17 protein-coding genes are annotated in these 16150 nt (G+C 59.0%); 5 read left to right on the plus strand and 12 right to left on the minus strand.

Annotated features, from left to right (window positions below; translation table 11 throughout):
- Positions 1 to 3: 3 nt before the first annotated feature.
- The 11 genes from COA65_00920 to COA65_00970 all read right to left on the minus strand — a co-directional run bounded on the left by COA65_00920 (position 4) and on the right by COA65_00970 (position 10239).
- On the minus strand, positions 4 to 1461 hold the full coding sequence (locus tag COA65_00920; GenBank protein ID PCJ61551.1) for an amidophosphoribosyltransferase: 1458 nt from the start codon (positions 1459 to 1461) through the stop codon (positions 4 to 6).
- A 19-nt stretch (positions 1462 to 1480) separates the two neighbouring features.
- Positions 1481 to 2146 carry a hypothetical protein gene (locus COA65_00925; GenBank protein PCJ61552.1) on the minus strand — a complete coding sequence of 222 codons (666 nt, stop codon included), beginning with the start codon at positions 2144 to 2146 and terminating at the stop codon, positions 1481 to 1483.
- 20 nt (positions 2147 to 2166) lie between these two features.
- Positions 2167 to 3588, minus strand: a complete 1422-nt coding sequence (locus COA65_00930; protein PCJ61553.1) for a DNA repair protein RadA — start codon at positions 3586 to 3588, stop codon at positions 2167 to 2169.
- 39 nt (positions 3589 to 3627) lie between these two features.
- On the minus strand, positions 3628 to 4404 hold the full coding sequence (locus tag COA65_00935) for an ABC transporter ATP-binding protein (protein ID PCJ61554.1): 777 nt from the start codon (positions 4402 to 4404) through the stop codon (positions 3628 to 3630).
- Positions 4401 to 5177 (minus strand): ABC transporter permease, encoded by a 777-nt coding sequence (locus COA65_00940; GenBank protein ID PCJ61756.1) that lies wholly within the window; start codon positions 5175 to 5177, stop codon positions 4401 to 4403. Before COA65_00940 ends, COA65_00935 begins: the two co-directional genes overlap by 4 nt.
- Positions 5178 to 5188: 11 nt before the next feature.
- Entirely contained in the window at positions 5189 to 6280 is a 1092-nt protein-coding gene (gene alr, locus COA65_00945) for an alanine racemase (GenBank protein PCJ61555.1), read from the minus strand.
- Positions 6267 to 7760, minus strand: coding sequence for a replicative DNA helicase (locus tag COA65_00950; GenBank protein ID PCJ61556.1), 1494 nt, complete (start codon positions 7758 to 7760; stop codon positions 6267 to 6269). The genes alr and COA65_00950 overlap by 14 nt, the downstream gene beginning before the upstream one ends.
- Positions 7761 to 7901: 141 nt before the next feature.
- Positions 7902 to 8510 carry a 50S ribosomal protein L9 gene (locus COA65_00955; GenBank protein ID PCJ61557.1) on the minus strand — a complete coding sequence of 203 codons (609 nt, stop codon included), beginning with the start codon at positions 8508 to 8510 and terminating at the stop codon, positions 7902 to 7904.
- A gap of 2 nt (positions 8511 to 8512) precedes the next feature.
- Complete coding sequence (locus tag COA65_00960; GenBank protein ID PCJ61558.1) at positions 8513 to 9445, minus strand: hypothetical protein; 933 nt, start codon at positions 9443 to 9445, stop codon at positions 8513 to 8515.
- 29 nt (positions 9446 to 9474) lie between these two features.
- Positions 9475 to 9726 (minus strand): 30S ribosomal protein S18, encoded by a 252-nt coding sequence (gene rpsR / locus COA65_00965; GenBank protein PCJ61559.1) that lies wholly within the window; start codon positions 9724 to 9726, stop codon positions 9475 to 9477.
- Positions 9727 to 9729: 3 nt separating this feature from the next.
- Complete coding sequence (locus COA65_00970; GenBank protein PCJ61560.1) at positions 9730 to 10239, minus strand: 30S ribosomal protein S6; 510 nt, start codon at positions 10237 to 10239, stop codon at positions 9730 to 9732.
- Between the two features lie 195 nt (positions 10240 to 10434).
- On the opposite strand from COA65_00970, the gene fabD reads away from it, so the two are divergent.
- From fabD to COA65_00995, 5 genes are all read left to right on the plus strand, one after another.
- On the plus strand, positions 10435 to 11379 hold the full coding sequence (gene fabD / locus COA65_00975) for a [acyl-carrier-protein] S-malonyltransferase (GenBank protein ID PCJ61561.1): 945 nt from the start codon (positions 10435 to 10437) through the stop codon (positions 11377 to 11379).
- Between the two features lie 15 nt (positions 11380 to 11394).
- Complete coding sequence (gene fabG, locus COA65_00980) at positions 11395 to 12132, plus strand: 3-oxoacyl-[acyl-carrier-protein] reductase (GenBank protein ID PCJ61562.1); 738 nt, start codon at positions 11395 to 11397, stop codon at positions 12130 to 12132.
- Between the two features lie 160 nt (positions 12133 to 12292).
- Entirely contained in the window at positions 12293 to 12529 is a 237-nt protein-coding gene (locus COA65_00985) for an acyl carrier protein (protein ID PCJ61563.1), read from the plus strand.
- 99 nt (positions 12530 to 12628) lie between these two features.
- Complete coding sequence (gene fabF, locus COA65_00990) at positions 12629 to 13888, plus strand: beta-ketoacyl-[acyl-carrier-protein] synthase II (protein ID PCJ61757.1); 1260 nt, start codon at positions 12629 to 12631, stop codon at positions 13886 to 13888.
- Positions 13889 to 13915: 27 nt separating this feature from the next.
- Positions 13916 to 14893, plus strand: a complete 978-nt coding sequence (locus tag COA65_00995; GenBank protein PCJ61758.1) for an aminodeoxychorismate lyase — start codon at positions 13916 to 13918, stop codon at positions 14891 to 14893.
- A gap of 46 nt (positions 14894 to 14939) precedes the next feature.
- On the opposite strand, the gene COA65_01000 is transcribed toward COA65_00995, so the two are convergent.
- Positions 14940 to 16043: an alcohol dehydrogenase gene (locus COA65_01000; GenBank protein ID PCJ61564.1), complete on the minus strand. Its 1104-nt coding sequence runs from the start codon at positions 16041 to 16043 to the stop codon at positions 14940 to 14942.
- Positions 16044 to 16150 lie beyond the last annotated feature (107 nt).

A 16150-nucleotide genomic window follows, 5' to 3' on the forward strand; every position in this document is an offset into this window, starting at 1 on the left:
CCCTTAGCCGAGTTCGGCAAGGAGCGAAAGCTGCATGGACGCGTCCCCGCCATCCTGATCGGTCAGCGAAATCGGATAGTCGCCTGAGAAACAGGCATCGCAATATTGCGGTGCGTCCGCATCGCGCCCCTGTTCGCCCATCGCCCGGTAAAGGCCGTCGATGGAAAGATAAGAAAGGCTGTCCACTTTAATCTGCGTTGCCATTTCTTCCAGGCTGTGTTGTGCGGCGATGAGTTCTTTGCGTTCCGGCGTGTCGACGCCATAAAAGCAGGAGTTGACCGTCGGCGGGCTTGCTATGCGCATATGCACTTCGCGCGCGCCCGCTTGGCGCACCATTTCGACGATCTTCATCGACGTTGTGCCACGGACGATGCTGTCATCAATCAGGACAACCCGTTTGCCATCGATCAGGCGGGCATTCGCGTTGTGCTTCAGGCGCACGCCAAGGTGGCGGATTTGATCCCTGGGTTCGATGAAGGTCCGCCCGACGTAATGGTTGCGGGTAATCCCAAGCTCAAACGGAATGCCCGCCTCGGCCGCATAGCCGATGGCGGCGGGCACACCTGAATCTGGGACCGGAATGATAATATCCGCATCGACATGGCTTTCACGGGCAAGTTCGGCACCGATGCGCTTGCGTATCGCGTAGACATCCGTTCCTTCGACGATGCTGTCCGGTCTGGCAAAATAGATAAATTCGAAAATGCAAAAGCGACGGCGTTGCTTGGTGAACGGCTTGATGCTGTGAAGCCCGTCCTCGTTGATGATGACGATTTCTCCGGCTTCGACGTTGCGGACAAGTTTGGCACCGATGATGTCGAGGGCGCAGCTTTCCGACGCCAGAATATAGGCACCGTCCAGCTTGCCGATGACTAATGGGCGTACGCCATAGGCATCGCGCACGCCGATCAGCGTGTCATTCGTCAGGGCAACGATGGAATAGGCCCCATCGACCTGTTTCAAGGCATCAATCAGCCGGTCAACGACGGTAGAATAAAGGCTGATGGCGATGAGATGGACGATCACTTCCGTATCCATCGTTGACTGGAAAAGACAGCCACGGCGGACAAGCTGGCGGCGAAGTGTACGCGCGTTCGTAAGATTGCCGTTGTGGGCAATGGCAAATCCGCCCGATTCCAAATCGGCGAAGAGCGGCTGAACGTTTCGTAACACGGTTTCCCCGGTCGTCGAATAGCGGTTGTGACCGATGGCGGCGGCCCCGGTCAGGCTCTCAATGGAAGCGGCCCCGGCGCCAAAATTATCGCTGACCAGGCCCAGCGCGCGATGGTTGTGGAAATGGTGACCGTCAAAGCTAACGATGCCGGCCGCCTCCTGGCCACGGTGCTGCAGCGCGTGCAGGCCAAGGGCCGTATGTGCGGCGGCGTCCATATGACCATAGATGCCAAAGACTCCGCACTCTTCGTGGAGATGGTCCTCATCGAAAGGGTTTGTTTTCTGCATTTCAGGTCCGTTTACCAGTCTATTGATGGCGTTCGATCAGTCGTTCCATGGCGCCACGCTCTTCCTTGTTATAGCCGGATTTTCCATCGGCGGCAGCCGATTTCGGGTCTGTAAATCGCTGAAAAAGACGGCCGATGGAAATAACGTCCAGAGTCTGTTCCCGGGCACCACGGAGGACCTCAATGCGTTCCTTTTCCTCGTCGTCGGGAACAAGCTCGGAAAGGAGGGAGGCGCCAAGGGCCACGAGCGGCATGAGCTTGGAATCCTGGGCCCAGCCCGGCTGGTCGCGTGACGGCATCATCCAGGCAAACATCAGATAAAACAGCGAGACGAGAAGCCCGCCCCGTATCAGGCCGAAGAAAAGGCCAAGGCCACGATCCAGTGGCTTGAGCTTGCTTTCCTTTACGCGGGCGGCGATGGCGCGTCCGATCAGCGAGAAGGTGAGAAGGGAGGCGATGAACAGCACGACCGCAAGGATGATATCGGCCAGGATCGGTATGGCAAGAATCTCGTAAGCAAAGGGCCGTGCTGTGCTGAAGCCGTAAATTGTGACAAAGGTCGCGCCGGCCCAGGCGGCAAGCGAGAGCAGTTCGCGCACAAAGCCGCGGCTTAAGGCGAAGAGGGTGGAAAGCAGAACCACGCCCAGGATGAGTAGATCGGCTGTGTTCAGGGGGAAATTGTCCATTTTTTCCGCTGTTTCTCCGCTTAGGACGGCTGTGTTTCTGGCTGTGTCGTCGTCTTCGCCTTGCGGTGAAGCAACGGCGAAAGTTCGGTCAGGTGGTGAATTTCTTCCAGGGAAAGCGGACTTTTTCTACCGCCCTTTTTTGCCGCTTTGCGGCTTTGGGGCAGGAAGGCTTCGGCGAAGCCAAGCTTCGCGGCCTCCTTCAGTCTGGCGTCGCTCTGGCTTACCGCACGGATTTCGCCAGACAGCCCGATCTCGCCAAAGGTCACCGCATTCTGGGGAAACGGAATGTCGCGGAAGGCCGATACCAATGCCGCAGCAACGGCCAAATCGGCGGCGGGTTCGGCGATCCGCAAGCCGCCAGCGACGTTTAAATACACGTCCTGCGTGCCAAGGGTCAGCCCACAGCGCGTCTCAAGCACGGCTAAAATCATGGCCAGCCGGCCGCCATCCCAGCCGACGACGGCCCGTCTGGGCGTGCCGAAAGAGGAGGGCGCAACAAGGGCCTGAATTTCGACCAGCATGGGGCGCGTGCCTTCCATGCCGGCGAAAACGACGGCACCGCTGACATTGCCCGGGCGTTCGGAAAGAAAAAGGGCCGACGGGTTCGACACCTGCATCAGGCCAGCATCCGTCATTTCGAAGACGCCGATTTCGTTCGTGGGGCCAAAGCGGTTTTTTACGGCGCGCAGGATGCGGAATTGATGGCCGCGTTCGCCCTCGAAATAAAGGACGGTATCGACCATATGTTCAAGGACGCGGGGGCCGGCAATCATGCCTTCCTTCGTGACATGGCCGACCAGGAGGATGGTTATCTTGCGGCGTTTGGCAAGACGGATAAGTTCCTGGGCGCTGGCGCGCACCTGGGCGACGGTGCCGGGGGCTGAATCGAGGCTGTCCACATACATGGTCTGGATCGAATCGATGACCACCAAATTCGGGCCTCCGGCGACATCGAGGCTGGACAGGATGTCGCGCAGACTGGTTGCGGCGGCAAGGCTGACCTGGGCGTTAACCAGCCCCAGCCGGGCCGCGCGAAGGCGCAGCTGGTCAATCGATTCTTCGCCGGAAATGTAGGCGACGCGGGCCTCATCTGCGACGGCGGCGGCCACTTGAAGAAGAAGGGTCGATTTGCCGATGCCGGGATCGCCACCGACGAGGAGGGCGGAACCGGCCACCAGGCCGCTGCCGCACACGCGATCAAATTCTTCGAGATTTGTTTTCAGGCGTGGGACCGGTCGGTCGCTGCCTTTCATGCCGACGAAATCAATGCGTGAGTTGCGTACGCCTCGTACGCCGCCTTTGCCCAGGCCGCCTGGGGCCTGTTCCCGCGGTGCTTCTTCGATGAGGGTGTTCCACGCGCCACAGGAATCGCAGCGCCCGTTCCATTTCGAACAACTGGCACCGCAGGCCTGGCAGACATAATGCGCCGTGTTTCGGGCCAATGTTCCAGGGTTTCCTGGTTGGAGGGCGTGGCAGAAGGGTTAGGGCTTGCGCACCTGCATTTGGATGGGCCCTTCGGCATTCCCGTGGATGAATTGGTCGACATAGGGGTTGTTGCTGTTGTCGATTTCGGTGACGGGGCCATCCCAGATGAGCTTGCCCTCGTAGAGCATGGTCACGCGATCCGCGATGCGCCGGGCACTGGCCATGTCGTGGGTGATGGATAGCGCCGTCACCTGAAGTTCTTTGACGCTGTGGACGATCAGCCGGTCAATGATGCTTCCCATGATCGGGTCCAGCCCGGTCGTCGGTTCATCGAAAAAGATCACGTTCGGGTTGGTGGCGATGGCGCGGGCAAGGCCCACGCGCTTGCGCATGCCACCGGAAAGTTCGGCCGGTGAAAGTTCCGCCACGCGCGTTTCAAGCCCGACGGTGGCAAGTTTTTCCAGCGCGATCTGCTTCGCTTTCTTGCGTGGGACGCCATGGGCCTGAATAAGGCCAAAGGCGACGTTTTCCCAGACATTGAGGCTGTCAAAGAGGGCACCGCCCTGGAACAGCATGCCGAATTGCTTGAGAATTTCTTCGCGTGCGGTCTCACTGATATGGACGACTTCGACGCCATCGATCTGGATGCTGCCTTGATCCGGTGTGACAAGGCCGAGGATGCATTTCAGCAAGACGGATTTGCCGCTGCCAGAGCCGCCGATGACAACGACAGACTCACCCGTCTCAATGTCGAGGTCCAGGCCTCTCAGGACCTTGTTTGATCCAAAGGCCTTGTGCAGATTGCGAATCCGTATTTTTGGCTGACTGGTCATCCTGTGCCAAACATCAATACAGAGAGGAAGTAATCGGAGACGAGGATCAAAATGGAGGCGGAGACGACGGCATTCGTTGTCGCCCGACCGACGCCTTCGGCACCGCCACGAGAATTGAACCCGTGATAACAGCCCATCAACGTGACGATGAAGCCGAAGGCGGAGGCTTTTACCATGCCGACAAAAACGTCATCCCAGACCAGATATTCCCAGACCTTGCTGATGAAATTCACCGGATTGAAGCCGAAGCTCTGAACGCTGACTACAAACCCCCCGAAGATGCCGATGATATCGGCGACGAGGACGAGCAGGGGAAGCGTCAGGATGCCGGCAAGCAGCCGGGGAAAGACAAGGTAGCGAAAGGGGTCCGTCGCCAGGGTGACCAGGGCGTCGATTTGTTCCGTGACCCGCATGGTGCCGATTTCGGCTGCCATCGATGCCCCGATCCGTCCTGCCACCATGAGGCCGGCCAGCACGGGGCCCAATTCCCGGGTGATTGAAAAGGCGACGATCTCTGGTATCTGGCTTTCTGCGTCGAAACGGGCAAGCCCAACGTTGCTTTGGAGCGCCAGCACCATGCCGGCAAAGATGGCCGTCAGGCCAACGATGGGCAGTGAATAATAGCCGATATCGATCATCTGCCGCCCGATGGAGCGGAAATAAAAGGGTGGGCGCCAGGCGCGTGAGAAGGCGTTCCAGATGAAAAAGGCGATCCGGCCCGTCGCTTCGAGAAAGGTCAGGAAGGTTCGGCCGAGCAGGGCCACTGCGTTGATGGCTGCCATGTTCAGGCTCCGCCGATATAGGTGCGCTGGCTGCGGCGCCCAAGCGTGGTCAGAAGCTCATAGCCGATTGTGCCGGCTTCGGCCGCAAGAGCGTCGATGGAATGATGCGGTCCGATGAGTTCCACAAATGCACCCGGTGAAATTTGCTTAGAAGGAATTCCTGTAACGTCGATCGTGATCAGATCCATCGAGATGCGCCCAACAACCGGCACCTGTCTGCCGTCTACAAAACAACTGCCACGGTTCCCAAGCGTACGTAGATATCCGTCGGCATAGCCTACCGACACCGTGGCAATGCGACTGGGTTCCTTGACATGATAGACCGCACCATAGCCAACGGTCTGGGGGCTGTCAATGTCACGCACCTGTAGGATTTTTCCTTGTAACGTAAGCACTTGTGCCATTGGATTCGGCTGAGACGGCTGTGGGTTCAGGCCGTAAATTGCAGCGCCCGTTCGGGCAAAATCGAAGTGATATTCCGTTCCTAAGAAGATGCCGCTTGAATTGGCAAGGCTTAAGCGCGCGGCGGGCAGCTTTTTGACTAGCGCGCGAAAACGGGAAAGCTGTTCCACATTTTTTGGGTGCGTCGGTGTGTCGGCGCAGGCAAGGTGTGAAAAAATAGCGCGAAGTTGCAGGCTGCCAAGGAGGCGTGGGTTCGAGGCCAGGCGGTCCACGTCGTCTTCGGATAGCCCAAGCCGCGCCATGCCGGTGTCGATCTGCAAGCCCGCGATTTGCCCAGCCGCCTTGGCGGCCATGCGCTCAACCTGGCTGAAATCGTTTAGAAAAGGGGTGAGCCGGTGGGCCGCATAGGCCGTTTCCTCGCCTGTCAGCAGGCCGTCGAAGACGCCGATCGCAACGTCCGGCAGAAGTGCGCGCAGGGCCACGCCCTCGTCCAAATTGGCAACGAAGAAATGCTGGCAACCGAGCGAGGCCAGGAAAGGGGCCACCCGCGCCATGCCAAGGCCGTACGCGTCCGCCTTGACGACGGCGTGAAGCTCAACGCCCGCTAGTTGCTGGCAAAGCTGCCGGTAATTTGTTGCAAGGGCGCCGAGATCGACCGTAAGACGCGTGCCGGTGTGGTCAGAAGGGGGCATCCGGAAGCCGTTCGTTCTTGTCCAGATCGGCGAATTTCGTAAAGCGTCCGTCGAAGAACAGGCTCAGTTTTCCTGTCGGGCCGTGGCGCTGCTTGGAAATAATGATTTCAGCGATGTTGTGGACCTGATCCATCTTTGCCTGCCACTCGATATGTTTCTCCGTTGCCTCCGGCGGCTGCTGGCGTGAGAGGTAATATTCTTCGCGGTAGATAAAAAGCACCACGTCCGCGTCCTGCTCGATGGTTCCCGATTCGCGAAGGTCTGAAAGCTGTGGGCGCTTGTCGTCGCGTTGTTCGACGGCACGGCTGAGCTGGGAAAGGGCTATCACCGGCACGCTCAACTCTTTGGCAAGGGTCTTGAGACCGCGGGTGATTTCTGAAATTTCCAGAACGCGGTTGTCATAGCGAGATCCCGATGCGTTCAGGAGTTGCAGGTAATCGACGATGATGAAGGAAAGGCCATGCTGGCGTTTCAGACGGCGCGCGCGCGTGCGCAGGGCACCGATCGTCAGCGCCGGTGTGTCGTCGATGTAAAAGGGGACGCTGGCCAGTTCCTGGGCGGCCAGGGCCACCTTTTCGAATTCGCCATGGCTCAGCTCACCGCGCCGGATCTTTTCCGACGGCACTTTGGACTCTTCCGCGAGGATACGAATGGCCAGTTGTTCCGCCGACATTTCAAGGGAGAAGAAGCCGACGACGCCACCGTCGAGGGGCTTTTCGCGGCGGTCTTGCGCCCGCGCCTTGGCGGCGTGAAAGGCGATGTTGGTGGCCAGCGCCGTTTTCCCCATTGAGGGCCGGCCAGCCAGCACGATTAAATCGGACGCCTGGAGTCCGCCGAGTTGCTTGTCGAGGTCAACAAAACCAGTGGAGATGCCGTTAAGATTGCCTTCGCGCTTATAGGCGGCCTCGGCCATCGTGATCGCATCGCGAAGGGATGCCTCGAAGGGGCGGAAGCCGCCGCCAATCTGACCGATTGTCGCCAGCTCGTAGAGCTGCTGCTCGGTCTGTTCGATCTGTTGAACCGCCGTGACCTCGATGTCGGGGTGATGGGCATCTTCGGCCATCCCTTCGCCGATCTCGATTAATTCGCGGCGCAGGTAAAGATCGTGGACCGTCCGGCCATAATCACCCGCGTTAAACGTGGTGACGGCGGCGCTGGCCAATTGGGCCAGATAGGTGGTGCCGCCGATGTTTTCAAGGGCGGCGTCCTGTTCGAAATAAGCTTTCAAGGTCATCGGATCGGCCAATTGGCCGCGTTCAATCAGCAGGCTGATTGCCGAGAAAATCCGGCCGTGAACGGGGTTGGCAAAATGCTCCGGCTGGAGAAAATCCGAAACCCTTAGATAGGCCTTGTTTTCGAGGAGAATGGCGCCAAGCAGTGCCTGTTCGACTTCGAGATTGCGTGGCGGGATGCGAAGCTTTGCAAACTCGTGGCTTTCCCTTAAGGGCGTAACTTTTGTATCAGAGCCGGATGCTTCCATGCGCCCACCATAGCAACAAAGCAGGCGTCAGCGGAAACCGATTGCCTGTGAATTAGGTGGAAGACGGGGACAAAACCCTTTCCCCATTCAGCGGGCAAGGGAATGAACCCCTGGCCGCTGTGCCAGTGTCGGCGGGTCGCGTTATTCCGCCGGTTTTTCTTCCCCGGAAGGAGCAGCCTCGGCGGTTTCCTCGGCGGCCAATTCATCAAGGACGCTTTCCTCGAACACGTCTTCCGCTGCCTGTGCTGCCGTGGCCGGTTCGGCTGCTTTCGCCGCCTGGCCTTCTTCCCGCAGCCGGGCCTCTTCTTCTGAACGGGACACGTTGATTGTTACGTCCACGATGACTTCAGGGTGCAGGGCGATGCGTGCTGTGTGCAGGCCAAGCGTCTTCAGCGGGTGGTCGAGAAGAACCTGTTTTCGCTGAATGGCGACGCCGGCATCCATGATGGCCGTGGTGATGTCGCGGATGCTTACGGAGCCATACAGGTGGTCCGATTCACTCGCCTGGCGAAGAAGCAGGACATGCAGGCCACCCATCTTCGATGCGACCGCTTCGGCTTCTTCGCGCTGTTTGAGGTTTTCCGCCTCAAGGTGCTGTCTGCGGGACTCGAATTGCTCCAAGTTTTCCTTCGTCGCGCGCAGGGCTTTCTTTTGCGGCAGCAGGAAGTTCCTAGCATAGCCTGGTTTGACATTGACCAGTTCGCCCATTTGGCCAAGTTTCTGAATCCGTTCCAACAGAATAACTTGCATGATTAACCTTCCTGATAGCGTGCAATGCGGCGGCGAATTCCGACGGTTTGTTCAACAAACCCAAAGCCGGTTACCACCATCGCGGCAAAACCACCGAACAATATAAGTAGCGAATAAAACGGGACCAACACCCAACTTGGCTTGGCGGCTGTTTTTGCGAACGTGTGAATAACCGCAAGGCCAAGAAGAAAAAAAGGAATGCACAAAATAAGCACGAGGTTGCGGCTGAAGAATTCCAGTGTCCCCGGCCCAGCCACGAAGAAGACAAGGGTGGTGCCGGCGATTGCGTAGGTCAGCCAGCCCGGCAATGCCATCTTCGCAAAGTCGGGAGAGGGGCGGATGTTTTGCCTGAAACGCGTCAGCAACCCTTGCGCCAGTGCGCCGTTCAGGACGAGCAGCAAAAGCCAGCTGCCAATGATGAAGGCCGGGAAGAATGGGGCAATCCATTCGAGGGTGTTGGTGACGGCGGGGGTGGCGCTTTCCGAGAACACGGCCAGGGCCTCTGAAAGAAAGAGACTGACCGTCGCTTCAACGCCATGTTCGCTGCCGGCCAGCATGGCAAAAAGGGCAAGAAACATGAAAACGGCGATGCCGGTGACCCAGCCAACGAGGTGCCCAAGTGGGTACCACTCAACCCGGCCTTCGCCATGGGTTCGCTTGAGCAAGGTCTGGCGGACAAGCAGCACGGCGGGGCCCACATTCAGCAACAGGAAGGCGACGCCGTAATAGATGCCGCCCAGCAGGACGACGGCACCGACGCCGGCGGCAGCCGCGATCTTGACAGCCGGATAGCCTATGCCAAACCCGACCAGAAGGAGCGGCAATTGCGTGAAGAAGGTCAGGAAAAACGCCTCCTGCCGACCCGTCACAATGGACACATAAAGCAGTGCCGAAAGGAGGCCTGCGCAAATGGCGAGAGGAATAAGCTTCGACATCGTTTTCGACGGCGTGTGCCGCCGTTGCCCTATTTGATCAGAAATGGCAGAAGCGCCAAATTCCGCGCCCGCTTGATTGCCCGTGCCAGTTCCCGCTGTTTCTTTGCAGATACTGACGTAATCCGGCTTGGCACGATCTTTCCGCGTTCGGAAACGAAGCGTTGCAAAAGCTTCACGTCTTTATAGTTGATCTTCAACGCGTCCTTTCCGGAAAACGGACAGCTTTTTCTGCGGCGAAAGAACGGACGGCGTGTTTCTTTTGATTCTGCATCGAATGCCATTGTTTACTCCTTCCCCTCGCCTTTTTCTTCTGGCGCGTCTTCCGACGACACCTGTTCCTTGGACGCGTCTTTCGACGGTGCCTGTTCTTTGGGTTCGTCTTTCGACGGTGCCTGGGCCGCTTCCGTCGGGGGCGTGGGCGGCTTGTCCTGGCTGAACGGTCGGCGCTCTCTCGGGCGGTCGTCCCGGTCGGAACGGGCGCTCATCATCGCAGACGGGCCTTCTTCCAATTCATCGACGCGGATCGTCATGAAGCGAAGGACGTCTTCACTCAGACGCTGGTTTCGCTCAAGTTCGCGGATGGCGGCTGCTGGCGCGTCCAGATTAAAGAGTACGTAATGGCCCTTGCGGTTCTTTTTGATCCGATAGGCAAGCGTGCGCAGGCCCCAGGTTTCGGTTTTTGCAACCGTGCCGCCATGCTCGCTGATAATGGCGGCAAAGTTGCTCGTCAAATCCTCGACTTGCGTCGTGGAAATGTCCTGGCGCGCGATAAAGACGTGTTCGTAAAGAGACATTGGCCGTCAGACTCCTTCTGGCTGTTTGTGGCCCGGCGCTGATATCTTTCCAGCCGCCCGAGCCTAGTCGGCAACCTCGCCGACAAGGAGTTGGAAAGCGCCGCACTATACACGAAAGCCTAGGCCCCGCAAGCCTGCTTGACAGGAGGGGGGAAGGCGCTATCACTGGCCTTTTGAGCAGTGATAGGGGGATTTATGGCAAAGGCGTTCGTTTTTCCGGGGCAGGGGTCCCAGGCCGTCGGCATGGGGCGCGAGCTTGCCGATGCCTTTGCCATCGCCCGCGAGACCCTGGAAGAGGTGGACGACGCCCTTGACCAGCATTTAAGCCGCCTGATGTTCGAAGGGCCGGAAGAAAAGCTGATCCTGACGGAAAACGCACAGCCGGCCCTGATGGCGGTAAGCCTCGCCGTTTTTCGCGTATTGGAGAAAGAAGGCGGGCTGGACCTTGGTCAGGCAGCAGCCTGCGTGGCCGGCCACTCGCTTGGTGAATATTCGGCGCTGGCGGCGGCGGGTGCGCTGGACCTTGGCGTGACGGCGCGGCTGTTGAAGGCTCGCGGAGAGGCGATGCAACGGGCCGTCCCCGTTGGTGAGGGCGCGATGGCGGCCTTGCTTGGGCTTGATATTACGGCTGCCGAAGCAATTGCCGAGCAGGCGGCCAGGGAAACCGGCAGCGTATGCGCGGCGGCGAACGATAACGCGCCTGGCCAGGCCGTCGTCAGTGGCAGCAAGGCTGCAATTGACCGCGCCATGGTTCTTGCCGCCGAGGGGGGCGCAAAAAAAACCGTGCTGCTGCCCGTTAGCGCGCCGTTTCATTGTTCCTTGATGCAGCCTGCCGCCGAAGCGATGCGCGAAGCGCTGGCCGATGTTGCCCTTGCGCCGCCGGTGGTGCCGCTGATTGCAAATGTGCTGGCCAAGCCCGTTAGCGACCCGGAGACCATCCGGGGGCTTTTGATTGCCCAAGTGACAGGAAGGGTACGCTGGCGTGAGTCCGTTCTTGAAATGAAGGCGATGGGGGTCACCGACCTTGTTGAGTTGGGGGCGGGGAAGGTGCTGAGCGGCCTCGCCCGGCGCATTGACCGCGAATTGACCGCCACGGCGGTCGGCACGCCGGCGGGTGTCGAAGCCTTTCTGGCAAGCTAGTTAAAGGAGAAAAGCATGTTTGATCTTGGCGGAAAATGCGCACTTGTTACAGGGGCTTCGGGCGGGATCGGCGACGCCGTTGCGCGCGCGCTTCATGGTGCCGGCGCGACCGTCACCTTGACCGGCACCCGCGAGACGGTTTTGGAGGCCCTTGCGACAGATTTTGGCGATCGTGCCTATCCGATCCCGGCCGATCTTTCGGACCCGGAGGCGCCAGATGCGCTTGTCGCCGCAGCGGTCGAACGGATGGGGCAGGTCGATATCCTTGTAAACAATGCCGGGCTTACGCGCGACGGCTTGGCGGTGCGGATGAAGGATGACGATTGGCAAAAGGTTCTCGACGTGAACCTTACGGCGGCTTTCCGGCTTTCGCGTGCCTGTCTGCGGGGCATGATGAAGGCGCGCTGGGGGCGGATCGTCAATGTGACGTCGGTTGTTGGCGTGACCGGCAATCCCGGCCAGGCGAATTATGCGGCTTCGAAGGCGGGCCTTATTGGCATGTCAAAATCGCTGGCGGCGGAGGTTGCGTCCCGTGGGGTCACCGTCAATTGCGTAGCGCCTGGCTTTATCGTAACGGCCATGACCGAGGGGCTTTCAGACGCACAGAAAGAACAGCTGCTTGAGCGTATCCCAAACGGCCGCTTCGGAAGCCCCAAAGACGTTGCGGCGGGAGTTGTGTTTCTGGCCGCCGAGGAAGCCGGATACGTAACCGGGCAAACCTTGCACATCAATGGCGGGATGGCCATGATATAGCCCGGATCGGGCGCAGTCCGGGTGTTGGCAAAGGCTGGGAAAGTATGTTACGAACGATGCATTCTCTGGCGGTGACAAGCCATCACGCCGGTGTAGTAGAAAAGCACGAACGGCGTTTCAACATCCAAACCCGAACAACCCTTTCGAAGGAAAAGTCGATATGAGTGACGTTGCGGAACGCGTGAAGAAGATTGTCATTGAACATCTTGGCATCGATGAGGCGAAGGTTGTCAGCAACGCAAATTTTATTGATGATCTTGGCGCGGACAGCCTCGACACGGTCGAGTTGGTCATGGCGTTTGAAGAGGAATTCGGCATTGAGATTCCAGACGACGCGGCCGAGAAGATTGCAACCATCAAGGATGCGGTTGACTTTATTGAGAAGACGGATTCTTAAAAACTTAGAATTTTTGCGGGTTGTCTGGCCCCTGAGTCGTTTGTCGCGTTCTGGCCGTTTGTTGCATGCGGCGGAGTTGGAATGGAAGAGCCACTTGGCATGAGGCGGGTTGTCGTCACAGGGATGGGATTGCTTACCCCGCTTGCTTGCGGGGTGGAGGCAACGTGGGAGCGTCTTGTTCGAGGCGAAAGCGGCATTCGGAAGGTCGAGTCGTTCGACGTTTCGGATATTTCCTCGAAAATTGCAGGCCAGATTCCGCGTGGAACCAAACCCGGCGAATTTAACCCCGATGACTGGCTCGCTCCGAAAGAGCAGCGCAGGATTGATCAATTCATCCTCTACGGAATTACGGCGGCCGTTCAGGCGGTCGAGGATGCCGGCTGGAAGCCGGAAGGCGATGAGGATCGCGAGCGCACGGGCGTCTTGATCGGTTCGGGCATTGGTGGGCTTCCGGGAATTTACGACACGTCCATCCTTCTTTACGAAAAAGGGGCGAGGCGGGTCAGTCCCTTCTTTATTCCCGCTTCCCTGATCAACCTCGTGTCGGGGCATGTTTCCATCCGCTATGGTTTTACCGGACCGAACCATTCCGTTGTCACCGCGTGCTCGACCGGCGCCCATGCCATTGGGGATGCGGCCCGGCTTATTCAGTGGGGCGACGCGGACGTCATGGTGGCCGGTGGCACCGAGGGGGCCGTGTGTCGCCTTGCTATGGCAGGGTTCGCGGCGGCGCGGGCGCTGTCGTCTGATTTCAACGACACGCCGGAAAAAGCGTCCCGCCCCTGGGACCGGGATCGGGATGGTTTTGTTATCGGCGAGGGCGCGGGCATTGTCGTGCTGGAGGAATACGAACACGCGAAAAAGCGTGGGGCGAAGATTTATGCGGAATTCAAGGGGTACGGCATGTCCGGCGATGCGCACCATGTGACGGCACCGGCCGCGGACGGCAACGGCGCCTATCGCGCCATGCGCAACGCACTTCGCAATGCCAAGATGACGCCTGAAGATGTCGATTATATCAATGCCCATGGCACCTCGACGCCGCTGGGCGATGCCATCGAACATGGAGCGGTCAAGCGGCTGTTTGCCGGTGTCGCCGACAAGGTTTCCATGTCTTCGACGAAATCGGCCATCGGCCACCTGCTTGGGGCCGCAGGAAGCACGGAGGCAATCTTCTCGATGCTGGCGATGCGCGACGGCGTGCTGCCGCCGACCCTGAATCTGGACAATCCGTCGGAAGGCTGCGACATGGATCTTGTTCCGAACCAGGCAAAGGAGCGCAAGGTACGTGCCGTGCTTTCGAATTCGTTCGGCTTTGGCGGAACGAATGCATCGCTTGTCTTTGTAGCGGCACCCTAAGCAGAGCCGGAGCCAGTGGCGCGCAACATGCTCCGGCTAGGGCTTGTTTTTCTTATTCTGATGATGGCACTGGGCGGCGTTGTCGCCTATGGCGTCGATCGTTTCCAGAAACCCGGCCCCTATGGCGAAGCGGTCACGCTGATCATTCCCCGCGGCGAAGGGGTTGGCGCGATCGCGCGGCGGCTGGAAGTGGCCGGGGTGCTTGAGAGCGGACCTTTCTTTCATGTTGTTGTCCGGCTAAGTGGCAATGACCGGGGGCTTCGGGCGGGCGAATATGCGTTCCCGCCCTTTGCTTCGCCTGCCGAAGTGATGGAAATTCTAAGGGACGGGACGACGGTTCTGCGCAAGTTCACGGTGGCGGAGGGGCTGACGACGGCCCATGTGCTGGCGCTTCTTGATAGTGCGGCGGGCTTGGAAGGCGAGATCGCGGATGGGCCTGTGCCGCCGGAAGGGGCGCTTTTGCCGGAAACCTATGCYTATTCCTGGGGGGAGACGAAGCAATCCCTGATTGYRCGCATGCGCCGCGCCATGACGAAAACGCTTGGCGGATTATGGGACAAGCGGGCGGAKGGTTTGCCGCTTGCCTCGCCCCATGACGCGCTTGTTTTGGCCTCGCTGATTGAGAAAGAGACGGCGTTGGCCGAAGAGCGCCCGCGCGTCGCCGCCGTTTTTCTGAACCGGTTAAAACGCGGCATGCGTCTGCAATCGGATCCAACCGTCGTCTACGCGTTGTCACGTGGCAGGGGAAGCCTGGGCCGGCCATTAACACGGGCCGATCTGAARATCGACGATCCCTATAACACGTATCGGATGCGYGGCATTCCGCCCGGACCGATCGCCAAYCCCGGYCGCGCTGCGATTGCYGCYGTGTTGCGGCCYCTTGTGACCGACGAGCTTTATTTCGTCGCCGATGGYMGCGGTGGCCACSTCTTTGCCCGCTCTYTGAARGAGCACCAAAGGAACGTCCGCCGTTTTCGGCGTCTTCGCAAAGAAAAACGGCCATGAAGGGTGCCCTTCATGACCGCGTTTTCGTAAAGAACGGGTGATTTTTCTAGGACATGACAAGGATTGGTTTGATCGCCGTTCCTTTTTCTGAATCCGACACGGCTTCGTTAATGTCGGCAAGCTTGTATTTCTTCATCAGCTTGTCGATTGGAAAACGGCCCTGCATGAAAAGATCGACCATTCTTGGGATGAAGATGTCGGGCACGCTGTCACCTTCGATGATGCCGCGAATGGTGCGACCGAACATGATGCTGTTCATATCGAGAGCTGCTTCCGTACCAAGTGGCGCCGCCCCGATCAGGCCGCAGACGCCGCGAAGGGTCAGGGAGTCGACGGCCTGGCGCAGCACCGCCGGCAAGGCCGTTGTCTCAAGGGTATAATTGGCGCCGCCGCCTGTGATCTTCTGAATTTCCTCGACCGGATTGCAGCTGGACGCATCGATGACATGGGTCGCCCCCAGTTCTTTGGCAAGTTTCAGGCGGGCCGGTTTCACGTCGATGGCGATGATGGTCGTGCAGCCTACGACAACGGCGGCCATGATCGCGCTTAGGCCAACGCCGCCGGCGCCGAAGACGGCGATGCTGGAACCCGCGCGCGGATGCAGCGAATTCATGACGCCGCCGGCGCCCGTCTGGATACCGCAGCCAAGGGGGCCAAGCAGTTCCAGCGGTGCATCTTTACGAACCTTCACGACGTTGCGTTCGGTTGCGATTGCATGGTCGCCGAAAGAGGACTGGCTGAAAAAACAGCCGTGGATATGTTCGTCGCCCTTGGACATCGTGCCGGACCCGTCACCTGGGCGTGCGCCGCCGAAATTGTAACCAAAGAGTTCGTGGCAATAGCCAGGCTCGCCTTCCAGGCAGCTTGGACAGTTGCCGCAAGAATTGAAGGTCAGGACGACGTGATCGCCGGGAACGACTTTCGTGACATTTTTTCCGACCTTCTCGACGATTCCGGCGCCCTCATGGCCGGGAACGAAGGGCAGCGGCACCGGGTAATATTGATCGCGGCAAACAATATCCGTGTGGCAGAGGCCGGCGGCGACGACTCGTACGAGGACTTCGTCGTCCCGGATGTTCTCATCCAGCTGAATTTTTTCAACCGTGAAAGGCTTGTTGGCTTCGCGCGCGATAACAGCGGTAATTTCCATAAGAAGTCCTCTCCTGAACGGCGATTTTCTAACAATTTGGCGAATCAGCCCTGCCGGCCTCTTTGATGCCAAGGGCCGTTTCTTGGGGCAAGCATGCGTCTTCACGG

The sequence above is a fragment of the Rhodospirillaceae bacterium genome, from assembly GCA_002746255.1.
Taxonomy (GTDB): Bacteria; Pseudomonadota; Alphaproteobacteria.

Coding starts and splice junctions, on each gene's coding strand:
- COA65_00960 (PCJ61558.1), bottom strand. CDS start 9,445: ATGTCGAAGCTTATTCCTCTCGCCATTTGCGCAGGCCTCCTTTCGGCA.
- COA65_00970 (PCJ61560.1), bottom strand. CDS start 10,239: ATGTCTCTTTACGAACACGTCTTTATCGCGCGCCAGGACATTTCCACG.
- COA65_00985 (PCJ61563.1), top strand. CDS start 12,293: ATGAGTGACGTTGCGGAACGCGTGAAGAAGATTGTCATTGAACATCTT.
- COA65_00955 (PCJ61557.1), bottom strand. CDS start 8,510: ATGCAAGTTATTCTGTTGGAACGGATTCAGAAACTTGGCCAAATGGGC.
- COA65_00950 (PCJ61556.1), bottom strand. CDS start 7,760: ATGGAAGCATCCGGCTCTGATACAAAAGTTACGCCCTTAAGGGAAAGC.
- alr (PCJ61555.1), bottom strand. CDS start 6,280: ATGCCCCCTTCTGACCACACCGGCACGCGTCTTACGGTCGATCTCGGC.
- fabD (PCJ61561.1), top strand. CDS start 10,435: ATGGCAAAGGCGTTCGTTTTTCCGGGGCAGGGGTCCCAGGCCGTCGGC.
- COA65_00935 (PCJ61554.1), bottom strand. CDS start 4,404: ATGACCAGTCAGCCAAAAATACGGATTCGCAATCTGCACAAGGCCTTT.
- rpsR (PCJ61559.1), bottom strand. CDS start 9,726: ATGGCATTCGATGCAGAATCAAAAGAAACACGCCGTCCGTTCTTTCGC.
- fabG (PCJ61562.1), top strand. CDS start 11,395: ATGTTTGATCTTGGCGGAAAATGCGCACTTGTTACAGGGGCTTCGGGC.
- COA65_00920 (PCJ61551.1), bottom strand. CDS start 1,461: ATGCAGAAAACAAACCCTTTCGATGAGGACCATCTCCACGAAGAGTGC.
- COA65_01000 (PCJ61564.1), bottom strand. CDS start 16,043: ATGGAAATTACCGCTGTTATCGCGCGCGAAGCCAACAAGCCTTTCACG.
- fabF (PCJ61757.1), top strand. CDS start 12,629: ATGAGGCGGGTTGTCGTCACAGGGATGGGATTGCTTACCCCGCTTGCT.
- COA65_00925 (PCJ61552.1), bottom strand. CDS start 2,146: ATGGACAATTTCCCCCTGAACACAGCCGATCTACTCATCCTGGGCGTG.